Raw genomic sequence first — 19,229 nt, forward strand, 5'->3', positions numbered from 1 at the left:
CTATTTTTATCACTTACAGTACTAAATTATCACTTATTCAAAATAAAGACAAGCAAAATGCAATCGTTTTAATTTATTAATTTATAAAAAAGTCCATATTTATCAAACTTTTAGTGAAATCAATCACAATTAGACAAACGCTTTCATTTTTTTGGTGTTAAAACTAACAGAATATCCAAATAAATTGATACAGATTTCCCCTTTTTATCATACAGTTCCGTTTTCCCCCTTCTTTTGATTTGGGTTTTCGCGGCAGCCGTCAAATGATTTAGTTCACAAAAAAACCTTTCGTCTTTAGACGAAAGGTTAGAATATTTTTAGAGCCAGCTATTTGTTTTCTTAATATAGATCTTTTTCCCTACCTGAACCACGATCAGGTACATCAAAATGATCCCTGCAAACCAGAACCAGTATGCGCTAGGCAATACCGTAAATTCAAATACTTCACGAAGCGGTGACAATACAATACCTAATCCTAGAGCGATCGCCATACCGCTGGAAAATAAAACTTGCGGCGAAGCGATACTTTGGATAAATGGCACTTTGCGAGTCCGTATCAAATGTACCACTAATGTCTGAGTCGTCAACCCTACCATGAACCAGCCGGTTTGGAACAGTGCTTGTTCTGCTGGTGTATTCGCACTGAAGACAAACCACATAAGCGCATATGTCAGGATATCAAAAATACTGCTGATAGGTCCAATCAAAACGGTAAAACGGAAAATGTTGCTGATTTCCCAACGTACAGGCCGGCTCAACTCTTCCTCGTCCACATTGTCCCAAGGAATCGTCAATTGCGCCATATCATAAATCAGATTTTGCACCAATAATTGAATCGACAGCATTGGCAAGAATGGCAAGAATGCGCTGGCTACTAAAATGGAAAAGACATTCCCGAAATTAGAGCTGATAGTATTCTTGATATACTTCATCATATTATTGAAGACTTTCCGTCCTTCGATCACACCGGTTTCCAAAACATCCAAGCTTTTTTCCAAAAGAATGATCGAGCTGGCATCTTTTGTGATATCTGCCGCTGTATCTACTGAGATTCCCACATCTGCTTTTCGCAGTGCCGGCGCATCATTGATGCCGTCTCCCATAAAGCCTACAGTATGCCCTTTTTTCTGCAGACTTTCAATGATCCGTGATTTTTGCATAGGATTCAATTTAGCAAAAAGATTGATTCCTTCCACTTTTTCCGCCAATTGTTCATCACTCAAAAGTTCGATCTCTGTTCCAAGCATTACAGAATCTACTTCGATCCCTACATCCTTGCAGACTTTCTTTGCTACGATCGCATTGTCGCCGGTCAAAACTTTGACATTCACACCGTGATCATGAAGGGAGCTGATGGCAGTTGCCGCTGTTGTCTTGGCTGGATCTAAGAAACCAACGAATCCCGTCAAGATCATATCTTTTTCGTCTTCAATCGAATAAGTTGCGGTATCATGAGCGTCGGTTTTTACAGCTACCGTTAGAACCCGCATCCCTTTTTCATTCATCCGAATGTTGACTTTTCGCATTTTTTTCCGCAGTTCCTCTGTCAATGGTACGATCTCGCCGTCAACTTCGGCGTATTTACAGATCTGTTCCATTTCTTCAACAGCACCTTTGGTCACCATGATTTGATGATCATCAGCTTTTACCACGGCTGTCATTCTCCGGCGGGAAAAATCAAACGGTATCTCATCGATTTTCAGAATATCTTTGAACGGCAATTGACGCTTTGTTTCTTCATAGTAATTGATGATGGCGATATCCATCAGATTCTTCCAGCCTGTTTGATAATTCGAGTTCAAAAATGCCATATCTAACACCCGTTGATTTTCATGGCCTAAAGGACTCAAATGCTCCACTAAAACAACCCGGTCTTCTGTGATGGTCCCTGTTTTGTCTGTACACAAAACATCCATACTTCCAAGGTTTTGAATCGCAGGCAATTCTTTGACGATCACTTTTTTCTTTGATAAAGCCATCGCACCTTTTGCCAGATTGCTGGTGACGATCATCGGCAGCATCTCAGGCGTTAGTCCGACTGCCACAGCGATAGCAAAGAAAAATGCGTCGCTCCAGTCGCCTTTTGTGAAACCATTGATCAAAAATACAACTGGAAACAAGACGGCTACCATGCGCAGTAACAATTTGCTGACCTGTGTCAATCCAGTATCAAATGCTGTACGACCTCGTTTTTTTGTTGCATTTTTCGCAATGTCGCCAAAGAAAGTACTTTGACCGGTTTTTAAGATAATAGCTATTCCTTGCCCACTCAAGACGTCAGTTCCCATAAATACAAGTTCTTGCATATCGATCGCGGAAACATCTTGATCCCGTTCTTCTCCGGCAACAAACTTTTCTACTGGCATCGATTCACCAGTCAATGAAGACTGGTTCACAAATAAATCTTTGGTCCAAACGAGGATCGCATCTGCTGGAATCATATCCCCAGTCGCTAAAGTAACGATATCTCCCGGTACGACTTCATCCATCGGAATTTCCCGTTTGATGCCGTTTCGCGTGACCGCACAAGTATTTTCAATCATTTCTTTCAACGCCAAACTGGCTTTTTGTGAGCGATATTCTTGTATAAAGGTGATCAAAACGCTGGCTAAGATCATGATCCCCATCACGATCGTCGCTTCAAAATCTGAAGTCGCCGCTGAGACAACCATCAATAACGCTAACACTAAAACAAACGGGTCTTTAAAGGCTTCTAAAAACAGCAGCCATGCTGGTGTTGGTTTTTGCGCATCTACACGGTTTGGTCCATACTCTTCCAAGCGCCCTTGAGCGTCTTCTTCGGAAAGACCCTTCATTGATGTACGCAACGCCATAAACAGCTCTCTTTCCGAAAGCAGTGCCAATTTTTTTAATTCTTGTTCTTTTGTATCGATTTTTTTATTTAACATTCTTGTACCTCCTCTACGCTAGGAGATCAAGAAATTACTCTCCTAGCAGCGTGATTGATATTATGAGTTTTCATCTGGGGACTGGGGTGATCCATATACATCTTCCTCTCTTTTTGTCAGTCGTGAAGCACTAGGAAAGTCGACAGTTTCGCACGCTATTATATAGGAAATAATTTCACAAAAACTAAACCTGTTTCTTTTTGCTTCATTTTTTCAGCAATCTGTACCAATACAGATAACTTTGGAAGCAAAGCACGAAAAAACGCGTGCTCAACAATGAACACGCGTACTAAATGACGGCTTACCGAACATCGTAGAGCTTTAGCACTATATAGCGTAGACAGCAAATGTGTCAGCTGCATTATGGATGACCTTCACGATCTATCCCTGTTCAACCAAACTAAGAATCTCTCGATCCTTTCGCGGCAGCAGCTTGTTTCTATATAGGAGCCTCACCTAACAATTATTTAATTACAGGTCAACTATAATACATTTTCTTTTATCAGTCAATAAACTCTTTGTTTTTTCTTGATTTTGACTACTTTTCTTCGCTAAAATAATAACGAGGTGATTTTGTGGACTTGCGTAACTTATTAAAAAAGGATGATCTGAGACGATTGAAATTATTGGAATATCTTTATTTCCACAATAAACAGGCCTCCGAAGAAGAACTGAAAAAAGCAGTGAACAGTACTTCCTACTCGGTCCTTCTGGAAGACATCCGTCTTATCAATCAGCAGATCCCGGAGATGACGATCACACGAAGCAAGAACGGCTATGTTCTGAATCACCATTCTGGATTTGGTTTGGATTCTCTTTATAGCCACATGGTCAGTCATACTCCTGAGATGAAATTTCTTGAACTATTGCTCTATGAAACCTGCAAAACTCAAGCGGAAGCAGCGGACCGCTTATTTTTAAGCCTAACTTCCTTTCATCGCTTATACAAAAAATTGCAACGATTTCTAGCGGAAAAGAATGTTCGGATCGAGAAAAATCCGCTGCGTCTTTGCGGCAATGAGTTTTTTATCCGCCACCTTTTTACCGTATATTATAAAGAACAGAGGAAAAACACCTATTCCTTTTTCCAAGATACTTCTTTAGATGAGGAATTAAATCAATGGATCGTCTCTTTTGCCAAAGCCAATCATCTGGAAGAAAAATATATCATCCATGAACAACTGCGAATCGCTTCGGCTGTCGCTATCATTCGTCTTAAGCACGGACATCGCTTATTTATAGAAAAGACAGCCGAGTATCCCGATATAAAATTTCCTGAAGAGCACCTTTCCATAAAGCTGTCTTTTGCCATAGATCCGATTCAGACGGCAAAAGAGATAGTATGGAACTATTTTAGCGATAATCATTTTGTATCGGCAGCGCACTTTCAACATGCATTAAAGGCCAATCCCTGGGTCAAAAAAATTCATCGTTTCGCTGAACTTTATTTGAAAGAACTGGAGGAGTCTTTGCAGCTTTCTATTACACCAGATAAAAAACAAGAACTAGTGACCCTGTTTTGCGATGATAATTTTGTTTATCGAAGCAACGGAGATGTGATCACTATCTTGCGAAATGTCCGCAGAAATTTTGTTGAAGAATACCAGCAACAGTATCCTCAAGAAATGAGGGTTCTGCAATCCTTTATCGATTCATTTATCGCCAGACATCAGGTGAAGATCACACTTGATCAGCGCTGTCATCAGCTGTTTATCCTGTTGACAAAAATACCTGATCTTTTAGAAAAGCTGATGCCGCCCCTTCGAATTTTGATTTTATCAGATATCGCGCCTTTTCATGGTCATTTTCTCAAGGAAAAAGCCCAACGCTCGTTATACGGCAATCTCACTTTTTCGGTAATCGAAGAGATTTTCGACCAGCACCAAGCGATCTTTGAACAATTTCGGCAATATGATTTGATCTTTTCAACCTTCGAACTGCTTCACAGCTTTCCTGACCTGCCAGTGATCACAGTTAAACCGATTCCTTCTTTAGAAGATTTCCATGAGTACCAGTTGGCCATCAATCAGGTAGTCAAAAATAAACTATAAAAAACTATCCAAACATTCAGCTATCTGCCAAACAGCAGAAGTAGATCGTTTGGATAGTTTTTTACGATAAATTTTTTCAGTTATCAATTTACTTTTGATCAGAATCCGCAAAATACTCTGCAATAGCATCCGCGATCCGTTCGCTGGCATGACCGTCACCATAAGGATTCTTCGCTTGTGCCATCTTTTGATACGTCTTGCCATCTGTCAGTAATTCTTTGACCGCTTGATAGACATCTGCTTCCTCAGTCCCCACGAGTTTCAATGTCCCTGCCGCGATTCCTTCCGGGCGTTCAGTAGTATCTCGCAGAACTAAGACCGGCACTCCTAAAGACGGCGCCTCTTCTTGTACGCCTCCCGAATCCGTCAAGATCAGATAGCTTTTAGCGGCAAAATTATGAAAATCCACTACATCTAATGGTTCAATCAGACGGACATTTGCGGATGACCCTAAAATACGTTGAGCCGCTTCCCGAACTTTGGGATTTTTATGCATCGGAAAAACGATGGAAAGCTCCGAAAATTCTTCAGCGATGCGCGCTAATGCGTGAAAGACCTGTTCCATCGGCGCTCCCAGATTTTCACGACGGTGCATCGTCAGTAAAATCTGTTTTTGACCATCAGGCAATGAATGATGCTGATATTCTTGCGAAACAGTATATTTCATCGCATCGATCGCAGTGTTTCCGGTAATAAAGATCCGCTGCTCAGGATGATTTTCCCGTCGTAGGTTTTCGGCACTTTCATTGGTAGGCGCAAAATATAAATCTGCCAACACATCTGTCAACTGCCGATTCATCTCTTCAGGAAACGGCGACAGCTTGTTCCACGTGCGCAGTCCGGCCTCCACATGACCGATTTTGATCTGTTGATAAAAAGCCGCCGTTGCTGCCGCAAAAGTCGTAGAAGTATCGCCATGAACAAGGATCATATCCGGCTTTTCAGCGGTCAAGATCGGCTGTAAGGCTAATAACACTTTTGTAGTGATCTCTGTCAGTGTTTGATTGGCGCTCATAATATTTAAGTCGTGATCCGGTTTTATATGAAAAACCCGCAGAACTTGATCCAGCATTTCCCGATGCTGCCCTGTCACGGTCACTAACGATTCAAATCGTTCGTCGGCTTCTAACCGTTTGATCAGCGGCGCCATCTTGATAGCTTCTGGTCGCGTTCCAAAAATCGACATCACTTTGATCGGCATTTCTTCACCCCTTGTCTTTACCACTCATTGTACCAAAAATTTTACTGAACTCCTATATCTCGTTATAAGAAAAAAATAACCGAACGTTGGAAAAACTCCTTTCCTATTCCCCAGATACTATTCTGTCGGAGAACAGGTGGATTTTTACCGTTCGATTATCTTTCTTTGATGAACTTTTAATCGTTATATCTAAAAAATTTTAGATAGTGTCGCCGTTGAAGATAGAGTTTTTAACGATCACATAATCAACTTTGCGGATCGCTTCTAAATCTTTTCCGCCGGCATAGGAGATCGAAGATTGCAGATCTTGCTGCATCTCAACCAATGTGTCTTTTAAAGATCCTTTGTGCTGGATCCAGATTTTTTTGCCTTCGACATTTTTCTTTTCGCCTTTTTGGAATTCTGACGCACTGCCGAAATATTCTTTATACACTACGCCGTTTTCGACTTTCGTTTCACCAGGTGATTCTTCGTGTCCGGCAAATAAAGATCCGATCATAACCATCGTCGCCCCGAAGCGGATCGATTTCGCGATATCGCCGTGGGTACGGATCCCGCCGTCAGCAATGATCGGCTTACGAGCGGCTTTGGCACACCAACGAACAGCCGCCAACTGCCAACCGCCAGTTCCAAATCCGGTCTTGATTTTTGTGATGCAGACTTTCCCTGGTCCGATACCAACTTTGGTAGCATCCGCACCAGCATTTTCTAATTCCCGTACTGCTTCAGGAGTCCCAACGTTCCCAGCGATCACAAATGTTTCCGGCAAACGTTTTTTGATATATTGGATCATCTCGATCACTGAATTCGCATGACCATGGGCAATATCGATCGTAATATAATCAGGGATCAGATTTTGCTCCGCTAATTCATCAATAAAAGCATACTCGCTTGTTTTCACACCCACACTGATTGATGAAATCAGTCCGCGTTGTTTCATTTTTTTGATGAAAGGAATACGTGCAGCTTCGTCAAAGCGATGCATGATATAAAAATAGCCGTTTTCTGCTAAAAATTCCGCGATGGTATCATCAATGATCGTTTGCATATTTGCAGGAACGACCGGCATCTTAAATTTGTGATTTCCTAAAGTTACTTGAGTATCGCATTCTGAGCGGCTTTGGACGATACATTTATTAGGGATCAATTGGATATCTTCGTAATCAAAAACTTTCATGTCAAACATAATAGAACATCCTTTCTCTTTTCCAAGAAACAAACGTTTAAATTTCGGCCCCAAATTGGCGCCCTATGTAATTTATCGCAAACAATCGTCAAAATCAATGAAAACAACTGTATTTTTTTAATAAAACAAAAAATCGTTCGTGTTTAACGAACGATTTTAGTCTTTTGAATGTCAAAAGCTCAGAAAATAGTCTAATTTTGCTTTTGCTTCCTTTTTTAAGGAAGGATATTGCCGGCTGCCAAGTAGACGCTGTACCAATCTTCTCTAGACATTTGCACTTCTGATGCTTTGGCAATTTCTTCGATACGATGAGGTGTCATCGTTCCCGCGATCACTTGCATGTTCGCTGGATGACGCAAGATCCATGCAGAAGCGATCCCTGTTGGCGTTGTATTATATTTTTCAGCCATTTCTTCCAATTTTTGGTTAAGCTCTGGGAATTTTTCGTTACCGATAAAGACCCCTTCAAAGAAACCGTACTGATAAGGAGACCATGCTTGGATCGTCATATCATGCAGACGTGAATATTCCAAGATCCCGCCGTCATGATCGAAACTGCCAGTATCAGTCATATTGACATGGATTCCTTGATCGATCATTTCGGTATGTTTGATACCGAATTGCAATTGGTTTGCTAAAAGCGGTTGGCGAACATATTTTTTCAGTAATTCGATCTGACCAGGGTTTTGGTTGCTGACGCCGAAGTATTTCACTTTTCCTTCTGATTCCAATTGATCGAAGGCTGCCGCAACTTCTTCCGGCTCCATCAATGTATCCGGACGGTGCAGTAAAAGCGCATCAACATAATCAACTCTCAAACGTTTCAGACTGCCCTCAACAGATTCGATGATATGCTTTTTAGAAAAATCATACATCTTGCCAGGAACGATCCCGCACTTGGTTTGAATAAATAAATCTTCACGTTTATAATTGGTTTTTGCCAAAGCGTCCGCAAAGATCGATTCACAGCTGCCATCTCCATAAATATCAGCGTGATCAAAGAAATTAATGCCGTTTTCTACCGCTGTTTCGATGACTTTCACCGGATCTTCTGCATTATTGATCCGCATACAGCCTAAGATAACGCTTGATACGCCTAATTCTTCTGAACCGAATTTTACTTGTTTCATAAAAAAACCTCCTTTGTTTTCCTCTTAAATTGTATCACAATTCCCAAATGAAAACCTTATCATTTTTGAGAGTTTTCGTTATTTAAACAAAAAAGTGCTGTGACACAAAGATAGATAGCCGGTAAATACTCGTTTTATAACTATACCTGTTAGCGACGATCTCTCGCTGCAAATCTGCGTAGCGGGAGTACAGGATAATTCGAATAGTTTGATTGGGCTTTCTTTGTGTCACAGCACTCTATGGATCTAGTTCTTTATTAATGCTTTGTCCCCGATATCATAGCGATAAAACATTTTTGACAGTTTGGCATCTGCCAAAGCACGATAAACTTTTTCACGGGCTTCCTCGAGTGTTTCACCGTTTGCTTCTACCAGAAACACTCTTCCGCCATTGGCTGACAAGTTGTCCTCGCCAGCTACTCCTGAATAATACACCGGACATCCTTCGATCGAAGGAATCGGCATCCCGGCAGCATAGTTTTGCGGATAGCCTTCCGCCGCCACTACAACGCCGACTGCTGCCTGATCGCTCCATGTGATGTTCGGCTCTTGATGGGCCAAAAGATCGATAACGAGCTGTGCCAAGCTGGATGTCAACCGCGGCAAAATGACTTGCGTTTCCGGATCGCCGAAACGAGCATTGAACTCGATTACTTTTGGTCCGTCTGCTGTCGCGATCAACCCGGCATATAAAATGCCTTGAAATGGTGTGCCGTTTGCAATCATTCCTTTTGCCGCCGGTTTTAAGATCGTTTCAACAGCTGTCTGCACGACTTCATCTGAAATCTGCGGTACCGGTGAATAAGCTCCCATTCCGCCCGTATTCGGTCCTTTGTCTCCATCATAGGCACGTTTATGATCTTGCGCGATCACCATCGGATAGACTGCCGAACCATCAACGAACGCCATCAAAGAAAATTCTTCACCTGCTAAAAACTCTTCGATCACGACTTTTTCACCATTTTGTCCGAAGCGGTTTTCCTTGAGCATCTCGTGAAGTGCTTGGATCGCTTGTTCGTTCGTTTCAGCCACAACCACCCCTTTACCGGCAGCTAAACCATCTGCTTTTACAACGATTGGCGCGCCTTTTTCTTCTACATAAGCCACTGCTTCGTCGTAACTGGTGAAAGCTTGATAATCAGCAGTTGGGATTTTATTTTGGCTCATGATTTTTTTAGCGAACTCTTTCGATCCTTCGATCATCGCTGCGGCTTTGGTGGGTCCAAAAATTTTCAGACCCGCCTTTTGAAAATCATCTACGATCCCATTCAGTAACGGAATTTCCGGTCCGACAAACGTCCAATCGATCTGCTTTTCTTCAGCAAAAGCGATCAATCCAGTGTGATCGTCTTCAGCGATATTCACAGGAATGATCCCGTCTTTTTTCATACCAGGGTTTCCTTTTGCGCAATACACATTCGTTACTCGTTCGTCTTCTATCAGCTTTTTGGCGATCGCGTGCTCTCGTCCGCCGCTGCCGATCACTAATATATTCATCGAATCCTCCTTAGAATTTGAAAGCTTTCCATCAATGTCTGAAGTGGCGAATACCGGTAAAGAGCATCGTTATTCCATATTTGTCAGCCATGTCGATCGATTCCTGATCTTTGATACTTCCTCCCGGCTGGATGATGGCTTTGATGCCATGTTTAGCGGCTGTTTCTACACTGTCGCTCATTGGGAAAAATGCGTCACTGGCAAGGACGGCACCTTGGATTTTTTCTGCTTGTTCAGCTTGTTCGATAGCGATTTTTACTGAACCCACTCGATTCATTTGTCCTGCGCCGATCCCTACAGTTTGGTGATTATTTGCCAACACGATAGCATTGGACTTCACGTGTTTGACCGCTTTCCAAGCAAATGCCAAAGCTTCTCTTTCTTCTTCTGACGGCTGACGCTTGGTGACTACTTGCCACTTTTCAGGGTCTTCCTCAACTACGTCCTGATCTTGGACTAACAAACCGCCTAAAACCGAAACCACTTCTTTTTCCGGTTGGAATTGTTGAGAGAAATCTAATGTCAACAAACGCAGATTTTTTTTGCTGGACAAGAGTTCAAAGGCCGCTGGTTCAAATGATGGCGCCAAAATGATCTCTAAAAACAGATGATGCATTTTTTCCGCCGTTTGCAGATCAACTTCCCGATTCAAAACCACAATGCCGCCAAAAATAGATACTGGATCAGCTTCATAAGCGTAATCATAAGCTTCAGTGATCGTTTCGGCTGTACCGATCCCGCAAGGATTCATATGTTTTAAGGCCACCACAGCCGGCTTAGAAAATTCTCTGGCGATCTTGATCGCCGCATCCGCGTCTTTGATATTGTTATAAGACAACTCTTTACCGTGAAGCTGTTTCGCATTGGCGATGGAATAAGAAGTTGGTAACGCAGAGCGATAAAAGACCGCTTCTTGATGACTGTTTTCTCCATAACGCAATGTTTGTTTCAATTCATAAGTCAGTGTTAGTTTTTCCGGATTTTTTTCAGATGTTTGTTCCGTCAAATAGCTCGCGATCACCGCATCATAAGCGGCAGTATGTCGAAAGACCTTCGCCGCCAGATAACGGCGTGTAGCCAGCGTTGTATCACCAGAAGTCAATTCTTCTAGAACCAGCGGATAATCTTGCGGATCAACGATCACAGTGACGGATTCATGATTTTTCGCCGCGGAACGGAGCATGCTAGGTCCGCCGATGTCGATATTCTCGATAGCATCAGCAAATGTCCCGTCTTTTTCAATGGTTTCTTTGAAAGGATACAGATTAACAACAACCACGTCGATAGGCGCGATGTCGTGCTCTTTCATTGCGGCCACATGACTGTCTGCATCACGTCGCGCCAGCAAACCGCCATGGATCTTAGGATGTAGTGTTTTGACACGGCCATCCATCATTTCAGGAAAGCCAGTGACTTCATCGATCGCAATAGTCGCGATCCCGGCGTCAGTCAACGCCGCCTGCGTTCCGCCTGTTGAGATGATCTCAAAGCCAGCTGTGATCAAACCTTTCGCTAATTCAATGATACCTGTTTTATCGGAAACACTGAGCAGTGCTCTTTTTTTCATTGTTTCATTCCTCCGCATGTATGATTTCTGCTAAAACTTCCGGATACAATCGATGCTCCGTTTGATGGATCTTTTCGGTAAGAGATTCCAATGTATCTGTCGCTGAGATCGGCACACATTCTTGTGCGATGATCGGTCCTGTATCTACTCCAGCGTCGATATAATGAACTGTGACCCCTGTTACCTTGACGCCATAGTCAAATGCGTCTTCGATTCCATGGAGTCCAGGAAAAGCCGGTAGTAAAGACGGATGGATATTGATGATCCGCTTAGGGAAAGCTTCCAGCAATCCTTCACCGATCAGTCGCATATACCCCGCCAACACAAGATAATCGACTTGGTGATCCACTAAAAGATCAAGGAGTGCTTCTTCATATTCTTTTTTCGATAAAAAATCTTTCGGTGAGAAAGTAAATGCGGGGATTTGATGTTTCTCCGCCCGCTCCAACACATAAGCTGTCTTTTTATCAGAAAAGACCAAAACCAGCTCACCGGCAATCGTTTGTTTTTCAAAAGCTTGCGCGATCGCTTCAAAATTACTGCCGTTTCCTGAAGCTAAAACTGCGATCCTCATTTTCCGCCTCGCAAATTGACACTGGAAGTTGTTTTTTCGATGACCGAACCGATCTCATAGCATTCTTCTTGCATCTCAGCTAACCGCATTTTGACTTGTTCTACATTATCCGGTGCGACAGCTAAGACCATCCCGATCCCCATATTAAAGATCTCATACATTTCTTCAGACGGGATCTTGCCATATGTTTCAAGAGCTGTAAAAATCGATAATTCCGGCCAAGTTCCTAATTCAATATCAGCTGCTAATCCTTCCGGCAGCATGCGGGGAATATTTTCTACAAACCCGCCGCCGGTAATATGCGCGATACCTTTAAGCAATTTCTCTTTGATCAAGGGCAATAGTGGTTGGACATAGATTTTTGTCGGTGTCAGCAAAGTCTCACCTAATGGCACATCACCAAGTTCCGGCAATCTGCTTTCACCTGAGAATCCATGTGTTTCGAAGAAAATTTTTCTGACTAAGGAATAGCCGTTGGAGTGGATTCCGGAAGAAGGTAATCCCAATAAGATGTCGCCGGCTTGGATGGTTTCGCCGGTGATAAGTTGATCTTTTTCAGCGATCCCTACGGCAAAACCTGCCAAATCGTATTCTTCCTCACTGTACATCCCCGGCATCTCGGCGGTCTCTCCGCCAATCAGCGCCGCTCCAGCTTGAAGACAGCCTTCTGCAACACCTGCCACTACTTGTTCCAAACGTTCCGGCTGATTTTTACCGGTAGCGATATAGTCCAAGAAATACAATGGCTCTGCTCCTTGGGCGACGATGTCATTAACACACATCGCCACACAATCGATCCCGATCGTATCATGTTTTCCTTCTTGGATAGCGACCAATAATTTTGTCCCGACGCCATCGGTACCCGAAACCAGCACCGGTTCTTTTACAGATAAAGCTGACAGATCGAAACAGCCGCCAAATCCTCCTAAAGCTCCTAATACGCCTAAACGTTCTGTTTTTTTCACATGTTTTTTGATTCGCTCAACGACCTCATAACCGGCTTCGACATCAACACCGGCTTTTGCATATGCGTTTGCCACGTAATCTCTCCTTTAGAAAAATGATGTTTGTTCTTCTAGTGACGCGCGATATTTTTCTTCATAATCATATAGCGGGGTAGGATAATCGCCGTTAAAATAAGCCATACATAACCCCGAATATGGTGCGTCAAAATCCAGACCGATTGCTTCGATCAATCCTTCTTCACTTAAAAATTCTAGTGAATCGGCACCGATACATTCTTGGATCTCTGCCACAGTATGATTGGCGGCGATCAATTCTTTTCTGGTTTGGATATCGATTCCGTAAAAACATGGATATTTCAACGGCGGCGAAGCGATCCGAACATGGACTTCTTTTGCCCCCGCTTCTCTAAGCAGGCGGACGATCCGGCGGCTGGTAGTTCCCCGCACGATGGAGTCATCCACTAAAATGACTTTTTTCCCTTCTACGACACCGCGAACCGCGGAAAGCTTCATGCGAACGCCTTGTTCCCGCAACTCCTGTGTCGGCTGAATAAAGGTGCGTGCGATGTACTGGTTTTTTACCAACCCTAATTCATAGGGAATGCCGGAAGCTTCGGCATAGCCGCTGGCGGCTGACAGCGAGGAATTAGGTACGCCGATCACCATATCCGCTGAAATCGGAGATTCCTCCGCTAATCGGCGCCCCATATTTTTTCTCGCAGTATGGACGTTGACTCCTGCGATATTGGAATCAGGTCGTGCGAAGTAGACATATTCCATCGCGCAGATGGCATGCTGAGTTTCAGAAGTATAGGTATCGATCTCGATCCCTTGATCACTGACCATGACGATCTCGCCCGGTTGGACATCTCGAATGAACTCAGCGCCGATCACTTCTAACGCGCAGGTTTCAGATGCGATGACATACGCGCCATTGACCATCCGACCGATCGCTAACGGACGAAAACCGTTGGGATCAAGTGCCGCGATCATGCAATCTTCTTTCATAAGAATATAGGCAAACCCGCCTTTGACTTGCAATAACGCCTCTTTCAATCGATCGATAAATGCAGTCTTTTTACTGCGGCGGATCAAGTGCATCAAGATCTCCGTATCCGAATTGGAATGAAAGATCGCTCCGTCTTTTTCCAAACTGGTCCGCAAACTGCGGGCATTGGTAAGATTGCCGTTATGCGCCAACGCTACTTGCCCGTCAAAAAATTTGAACAGAAAAGGCTGGATATTATCGACACTGCCATTGCCTGCTGTGGCATAGCGGACATGACCGATAGCGGCATCTCCTTGCAGTTGCGCCAACTGTCGTTCATCTTTAAAGACTTCTGACAACAGACCCAATTCACGATGACCGTGCAACTTGCCGCGATTATTTGCAACGATTCCGGCTCCTTCTTGTCCGCGATGCTGCAAGCTGTGTAAGCCGAAATAGGTGACACTGGCGGCATCCGCGTGTCCCCAAACACCAAAGATTCCACATTCCTCATTCAGACTTTTCACTTCATAAGACATGGAATCGCATCCTCCCATACTGCTTTTGCTTTTGCTGTCGCAACTTTGATCTGTCCATCTCTCCCATCGATCTGCAAGATACCGTCAGCGGTCACTTCACCAATCTTGAGGGCTGCTTCTTTGGCAAACGCTTCAAACACTTCTTGATTTTCTGGACTGATGGATAAAACAAAACGTGATTGTGTCTCTGAAAAAAGCCATTCCTTCGGCAGATCAAGGGCTGCTTTCACTCCCAATTCACGAGCAAATGCGGATTCAGCCAGAGCGACAGCGATACCGCCTTCTGCACAATCATGAGCGCTGTTTACCCAACCGTTTTGGATCGCTTCAAGAACGATTGCCTGATTACGTTTTTCTGTCTTCAAATCAAAAGGCATGATCCGTCCTGCAATCGTTCCATTTTGCATCTTTTGGATCTCAGAACCGTTGAAATCCGGAGCAGTCGTTCCTACTGTATAGATCAGATCGCCTGCATTTTTGAAACCTTGAGTAGTGATATCCGCAGTATCTTCGATCAAACCTACCATCCCGATCACAGGTGTCGGATAGACTGCCCGCCCATTGGTTTCATTATAAAGAGAAACGTTTCCGGAAATGACAGGCGTTTCTAGCACTTCACAGGCTTGGGCGATACCGTCAGCTGATGTCCATAATTCCCAAAAGCCTTCTGGTTTATCCGGAGAACCGTAATTCAAACAATCCGTGATCGCTAATGGCCGGCCGCCGCTTGCTACGATATTTCTGGCCGCTTCGGCAACCGCGATCTGTCCGCCGATCTCTGGATTCAAATAAAGGTAGCGGCTGTTGCAATCCATCGTCATCGCCAATGCCTTATTCGTTCCGCGAATACGCAAGACCGCAGCATCGCTTCCCGGTGCTACCACCGTATTCGTCAATACTTGGGAATCATAAGTTTCATAAATCGATTTTTTCGACGCGATAGTCGGTTGCTGTAATAAAGCCAGCAACGTTTCTGTTGGGTCGATGATCGTTGGAATGAAATCTTCCATTTGACGGAACGCTTCTATTCGTTCCGGTTCTTTGCGGGGCTTGTGATATGTCGGTGCGTCTTCTGCCAAAGCATCTACCGGCAGTTCAGCTACCAATTCTCCCTTATGGTATAAACGATACATTCCATCGTCCGTTACTTTTCCGATGGCTACTGCATCCAACTCATATTTTTGGAACAATTCCACAACTTCTGCCTCGTGTCCTTGTTTCACACAGATCAGCATCCGCTCCTGTGACTCTGAAAGCATCATCTCGTAAGGGGTCATTTCAGTTTCTCGTTGCGGTACATCGTCTAAAAACAATTCCAGACCAGAGCCGGCTTTTGACGCCATTTCCGAACTTGAAGAAACTAATCCCGCCGCTCCCATGTCTTGAATACCCACTAAGATATCCGCATGTTCCAAGATCAATTCCAGACAGGCTTCCAACAATAATTTTTCCATGAAGGGATCGCCTACTTGGACTGCTGAACGTTGTTGTTCTTCCTCTTCCACAAATTCTTCAGAAGCAAAAGTCGCACCATGGATACCGTCGCGTCCTGTTTTCGCGCCGACATACATGATAGTATTGCCGATTCCTTTTGCTTGTCCTTTTTGGATATCTTTATGGTCGATCAGACCGACACACATGGCATTTACCAGCGGATTGCCTTCATAACATGGATCAAAAGCTGTTTCGCCGCCGACTGTCGGGATACCGATACAATTTCCGTAACCGCTGATGCCGGCAACGACTTCTTCTAAAAGGTATTTCGTGCGGTCATTATCCAACTCGCCAAATCGCAGTGAGTCCAAAATCGCAATAGGTCGGGCACCCATGCTGAAAATATCGCGAATGATCCCGCCGACCCCTGTCGCGGCCCCTTCATAAGGCTCTACCGCAGATGGATGGTTATGGCTTTCTGCTTTGAAGACCACCGCTTGTCCGTCGCCAATATCAACGATCCCGGCACCTTCGCCGGGTCCTTGCAGAACTTGCGGTCCGGTCGTTGGAAATTTGCGCAAGACCGGCTTGGAATTCTTGTAGGAACAATGTTCGCTCCACATAACAGAAAACAATCCAGTCTCCGTGTAATTCGGCAAGCGTCCTAAAATTTTTTCGATCGACTCGTATTCTTCTTCTGTCAGTCCCCACTGGGCATAGATTCGTTCCATCTTGATCATTTCTGGTGTTGGCTCTGAGATTTTCATCATTGTTTTACTGGCACCTTTCCAAAGTTTTTCAACATCGAAGCGAAGAATTTTTTACCGTCTTCTGAACCTAAGAGAGCCTCCATCGCTCGTTCCGGATGAGGCATCATGCCTAAGACATTGCCTTTTTCATTGCAAATACCGGCGATACTTTCGACACTGCCATTGATATTTTCACTTTCATAGGTAAAGACGATCTGTTGATTATCTTGTAATTGTTTCAGTGTTTCCGCGTCACAATAATAATTTCCTTCTCCATGAGCGACTGGCAGATGGATCACTTCATCTTCTGAATATTCAGAAGTAAAATGAGTTTGATGATTGACCACTTTCAAAGGAACTGTTTTGCAAATGAAGCGCAATGATTCGTTTTTTCGCAAAGCGCCCGGCAATAATCCGACTTCTGTCAAGATCTGGAATCCGTTGCAGGTGCCAAAGACTGGTTTGCCTTCTTCCGCGAATCGAATGACTTCTTCCATGATCGGTGCAAAACGAGCGATCGCGCCGCAGCGCAGATAGTCGCCATAAGAAAATCCGCCAGGCAGCAGTACGCCATCAAAGCCCTCCAATGTCAAAGCATCATGACGGATGTATTCCGCTTCAGTACCCATCACTTCACGGATCGCCCACAACATATCTCTATCACAATTAGAACCGGGGAAAACAATGACCGCAAATTTCATGATTAGACTTCCTCCAATGCCAAGATTTCATAACGGTAAGTTTCCATATTGACATTTGCCAGTAATTTGTCACAAATCTCCTCGATGGTATCTTCAATAGGACGTTTACTTTCTGCCACTTTGATCTCGAAATACTTTCCAATGCGGATCTCGCTGATCTCAGCGTAACCCAAACGATGCACCGCACCTTTGACTGCTTCACCTTGAGGGTCTAAAACCGATTCCTTATACGTTACATACACCTTTACTAAATACATGATCATTGCTCCTTCGCTAAATAGTTTTCTAATCGTTGCAGCACTTCTTGATAAATCGGGATCAAATCCCCTAAATCGCGGCGATAAATGTCTTTGTCTAAATGATCTTTCGTCTGACGATCCCAAAGCCGACAAGTGTCTGGAGTGATTTCATCTGCTAAAAGAATCTTGCCGTTTTTGTTGCGGCCGACTTCGATCTTGAAATCCACCAACTGGATATCGATGTCAGCAAATAGTCGGCACAGCAGTTGATTCAATCGAAAAGCCAAGTGTTTGATGTCGTTGATTTCTTTGCCTGTTGCTAATTTAAGGAGTCGGATATGTTCGTCATTGATGAAAGGATCGTCCAATGCGTCATCTTTGTAATAGAATTCTACGATTGGAAATGCCAGCAGGGTTCCTTCGGGTATCCCAAAGCGTTTCGTAAAACTTCCTGCTGCTACATTGCGAACAACGATTTCCAGAGGAATGATCTCTACTGATTCTACTAATTGTTCGTGTTTTGAGATACTTTTAATAAAATGAGATGTCATGCCTTCTTCATTCAGCCATTGAAAAATCAAACTGGTGATCTGATTGTTCAACGCGCCTTTTCCATGTATCGCGTCTTTTTTGGCACCGTTAAGGGCAGTAGCTTGATCGAGATATTCTACCCACAATACGTTTGATTGATCGGTTTGAAAAAGTTTTTTTGCTTTCCCTTCATAAACCAAAGCTGATTTTTCCATAGTATCCTCCTAATTAACTTACGATACAGAGATATTATCTTTTTATCGTTCGTGTTTTATTGTGATCATTTTAACAACACAATAAAAACTGGTCAATGGAATATGAAATAATAAAAATAATTTATTCGTTAATGTTCGCTTTTTAGCGATAATTTGTTCTAATTTTGCATGTTTTTCCTGATTTATATTTTTAAAATCTTCATAAACCGTTTACAAATAAATAGTGGAATGCTATAGTGTAATTGTGATTCTAGAGATACGCTCTAAGGAGGATGACATATGGATTGTCAACGAGAAAACGTTGAATGCTTTTTATCCTCACTGTCAGAAGAGGATAAATTCCAATTATTTAATGACCTATTAGCTGTCAACGAAGTTTATCAAATGAACAAAGACACGTCTTTTTATACCTTCCGCAAATTAAAGCGGGCTTCTCAGCGTCATTGTGAATGCCGGAAGCGCACGATTCAATTTAAAAACAAAAAAAATGATGAAATCATCATCCATCAGATCCATGAACAACATATCTTCAAAAATAAATATCGTTTCCAAGTCTTTTATAATATGGAAGAACAAAATTTTTCTTTTATTGAATTTTTATTGGAAACCTTGCGAGAAGAACGTCTTTCTCAATTTATCAATCAACGAGTGGTTTTAGCTTAGCTCGTGTTATCAATCAGCAGATTAACGGAATCCATATGCTATGGGTTCCTTTTTTATCGTTTTCTATCAAACCAGATCGTTTTCTATCAA

At 43.2% G+C, this 19,229-nt stretch carries 15 protein-coding genes and 1 riboswitch; of the genes, 2 read left to right on the plus strand and 13 right to left on the minus strand.

Annotated features, from left to right (window positions below; translation table 11 throughout):
• Positions 1–317: 317 nt before the first annotated feature.
• Positions 318–2,909 (minus strand): magnesium-translocating P-type ATPase, encoded by a 2,592-nt coding sequence (gene mgtA, locus EFB00_RS01255; RefSeq protein WP_122645130.1) that lies wholly within the window; start codon positions 2,907–2,909, stop codon positions 318–320.
• 300 nt (positions 2,910–3,209) lie between these two features.
• Positions 3,210–3,380: riboswitch (M-box (ykoK) riboswitch) on the minus strand.
• A 104-nt stretch (positions 3,381–3,484) separates the two neighbouring features.
• Between mgtA and EFB00_RS01265 the strand changes: the two genes are divergently transcribed.
• Positions 3,485–4,960, plus strand: coding sequence for an AcpB/EbpR/MafR family transcriptional regulator (locus tag EFB00_RS01265; RefSeq protein WP_122645132.1), 1,476 nt, complete (start codon positions 3,485–3,487; stop codon positions 4,958–4,960).
• An 88-nt stretch (positions 4,961–5,048) separates the two neighbouring features.
• On the opposite strand, the gene wecB is transcribed toward EFB00_RS01265, so the two are convergent.
• The 12 genes from wecB to purC all read right to left on the minus strand — a co-directional run bounded on the left by wecB (position 5,049) and on the right by purC (position 18,476).
• Positions 5,049–6,161, minus strand: coding sequence for a non-hydrolyzing UDP-N-acetylglucosamine 2-epimerase (wecB, locus tag EFB00_RS01270; protein WP_122645133.1), 1,113 nt, complete (start codon positions 6,159–6,161; stop codon positions 5,049–5,051).
• Between the two features lie 199 nt (positions 6,162–6,360).
• Positions 6,361–7,338, minus strand: coding sequence for a GMP reductase (gene guaC, locus EFB00_RS01275; RefSeq protein WP_122647008.1), 978 nt, complete (start codon positions 7,336–7,338; stop codon positions 6,361–6,363).
• Between the two features lie 224 nt (positions 7,339–7,562).
• Positions 7,563–8,477 (minus strand): aldo/keto reductase, encoded by a 915-nt coding sequence (locus tag EFB00_RS01280; protein WP_122645134.1) that lies wholly within the window; start codon positions 8,475–8,477, stop codon positions 7,563–7,565.
• 246 nt (positions 8,478–8,723) lie between these two features.
• Complete coding sequence (purD, locus tag EFB00_RS01285; RefSeq protein WP_122645135.1) at positions 8,724–9,974, minus strand: phosphoribosylamine--glycine ligase; 1,251 nt, start codon at positions 9,972–9,974, stop codon at positions 8,724–8,726.
• A 31-nt stretch (positions 9,975–10,005) separates the two neighbouring features.
• The gene (gene purH / locus EFB00_RS01290) at positions 10,006–11,541 is read right to left on the minus strand and encodes a bifunctional phosphoribosylaminoimidazolecarboxamide formyltransferase/IMP cyclohydrolase (protein ID WP_122645136.1); all 1,536 of its coding nucleotides are present in this window, start codon (positions 11,539–11,541) and stop codon (positions 10,006–10,008) included.
• A 4-nt stretch (positions 11,542–11,545) separates the two neighbouring features.
• On the minus strand, positions 11,546–12,115 hold the full coding sequence (gene purN, locus EFB00_RS01295) for a phosphoribosylglycinamide formyltransferase (protein ID WP_122645137.1): 570 nt from the start codon (positions 12,113–12,115) through the stop codon (positions 11,546–11,548).
• Positions 12,112–13,155: a phosphoribosylformylglycinamidine cyclo-ligase gene (purM, locus tag EFB00_RS01300; protein ID WP_122645138.1), complete on the minus strand. Its 1,044-nt coding sequence runs from the start codon at positions 13,153–13,155 to the stop codon at positions 12,112–12,114. The genes purN and purM overlap by 4 nt, the downstream gene beginning before the upstream one ends.
• A 12-nt stretch (positions 13,156–13,167) precedes the next feature.
• The gene (gene purF / locus EFB00_RS01305; protein WP_122645139.1) at positions 13,168–14,607 is read right to left on the minus strand and encodes an amidophosphoribosyltransferase; all 1,440 of its coding nucleotides are present in this window, start codon (positions 14,605–14,607) and stop codon (positions 13,168–13,170) included.
• The gene (gene purL, locus EFB00_RS01310; RefSeq protein ID WP_122645140.1) at positions 14,592–16,811 is read right to left on the minus strand and encodes a phosphoribosylformylglycinamidine synthase subunit PurL; all 2,220 of its coding nucleotides are present in this window, start codon (positions 16,809–16,811) and stop codon (positions 14,592–14,594) included. Before purL ends, purF begins: the two co-directional genes overlap by 16 nt.
• Complete coding sequence (gene purQ, locus EFB00_RS01315) at positions 16,808–17,491, minus strand: phosphoribosylformylglycinamidine synthase subunit PurQ (RefSeq protein ID WP_122645141.1); 684 nt, start codon at positions 17,489–17,491, stop codon at positions 16,808–16,810. Before purQ ends, purL begins: the two co-directional genes overlap by 4 nt.
• 2 nt (positions 17,492–17,493) lie before the next feature.
• Positions 17,494–17,748, minus strand: coding sequence for a phosphoribosylformylglycinamidine synthase subunit PurS (gene purS, locus EFB00_RS01320; protein ID WP_122645142.1), 255 nt, complete (start codon positions 17,746–17,748; stop codon positions 17,494–17,496).
• Between the two features lie 2 nt (positions 17,749–17,750).
• The gene (gene purC / locus EFB00_RS01325; protein ID WP_122645143.1) at positions 17,751–18,476 is read right to left on the minus strand and encodes a phosphoribosylaminoimidazolesuccinocarboxamide synthase; all 726 of its coding nucleotides are present in this window, start codon (positions 18,474–18,476) and stop codon (positions 17,751–17,753) included.
• Between the two features lie 279 nt (positions 18,477–18,755).
• Here purC and EFB00_RS01330 point away from each other — a divergent pair, with 279 nt between their 5' ends.
• The gene (locus EFB00_RS01330) at positions 18,756–19,139 is read left to right on the plus strand and encodes a hypothetical protein (RefSeq protein WP_122645144.1); all 384 of its coding nucleotides are present in this window, start codon (positions 18,756–18,758) and stop codon (positions 19,137–19,139) included.
• The last annotated feature ends 90 nt before the right edge of the window (positions 19,140–19,229 follow it).

It is taken from the genome of Enterococcus mediterraneensis (genome assembly GCF_900604485.1).
Lineage (GTDB): Bacteria > Bacillota > Bacilli > Lactobacillales > Enterococcaceae > Enterococcus_C > Enterococcus_C mediterraneensis.

What these genes read in the sequence shown, in the direction of transcription:
- guaC (WP_122647008.1), bottom strand. Translation starts at nt 7,338, where the DNA reads ATGAAAGTTTTTGATTACGAAGATATCCAATTGATCCCTAATAAATGT.
- EFB00_RS01280 (WP_122645134.1), bottom strand. Translation starts at nt 8,477, where the DNA reads ATGAAACAAGTAAAATTCGGTTCAGAAGAATTAGGCGTATCAAGCGTT.
- purN (WP_122645137.1), bottom strand. Translation starts at nt 12,115, where the DNA reads ATGAGGATCGCAGTTTTAGCTTCAGGAAACGGCAGTAATTTTGAAGCG.
- purC (WP_122645143.1), bottom strand. Translation starts at nt 18,476, where the DNA reads ATGGAAAAATCAGCTTTGGTTTATGAAGGGAAAGCAAAAAAACTTTTT.
- purH (WP_122645136.1), bottom strand. Translation starts at nt 11,541, where the DNA reads ATGAAAAAAAGAGCACTGCTCAGTGTTTCCGATAAAACAGGTATCATT.
- EFB00_RS01330 (WP_122645144.1), top strand. Translation starts at nt 18,756, where the DNA reads ATGGATTGTCAACGAGAAAACGTTGAATGCTTTTTATCCTCACTGTCA.
- purL (WP_122645140.1), bottom strand. Translation starts at nt 16,811, where the DNA reads ATGATGAAAATCTCAGAGCCAACACCAGAAATGATCAAGATGGAACGA.
- purQ (WP_122645141.1), bottom strand. Translation starts at nt 17,491, where the DNA reads ATGAAATTTGCGGTCATTGTTTTCCCCGGTTCTAATTGTGATAGAGAT.
- purF (WP_122645139.1), bottom strand. Translation starts at nt 14,607, where the DNA reads ATGTCTTATGAAGTGAAAAGTCTGAATGAGGAATGTGGAATCTTTGGT.
- purS (WP_122645142.1), bottom strand. Translation starts at nt 17,748, where the DNA reads ATGTATTTAGTAAAGGTGTATGTAACGTATAAGGAATCGGTTTTAGAC.
- purD (WP_122645135.1), bottom strand. Translation starts at nt 9,974, where the DNA reads ATGAATATATTAGTGATCGGCAGCGGCGGACGAGAGCACGCGATCGCC.
- wecB (WP_122645133.1), bottom strand. Translation starts at nt 6,161, where the DNA reads ATGCCGATCAAAGTGATGTCGATTTTTGGAACGCGACCAGAAGCTATC.
- mgtA (WP_122645130.1), bottom strand. Translation starts at nt 2,909, where the DNA reads ATGTTAAATAAAAAAATCGATACAAAAGAACAAGAATTAAAAAAATTG.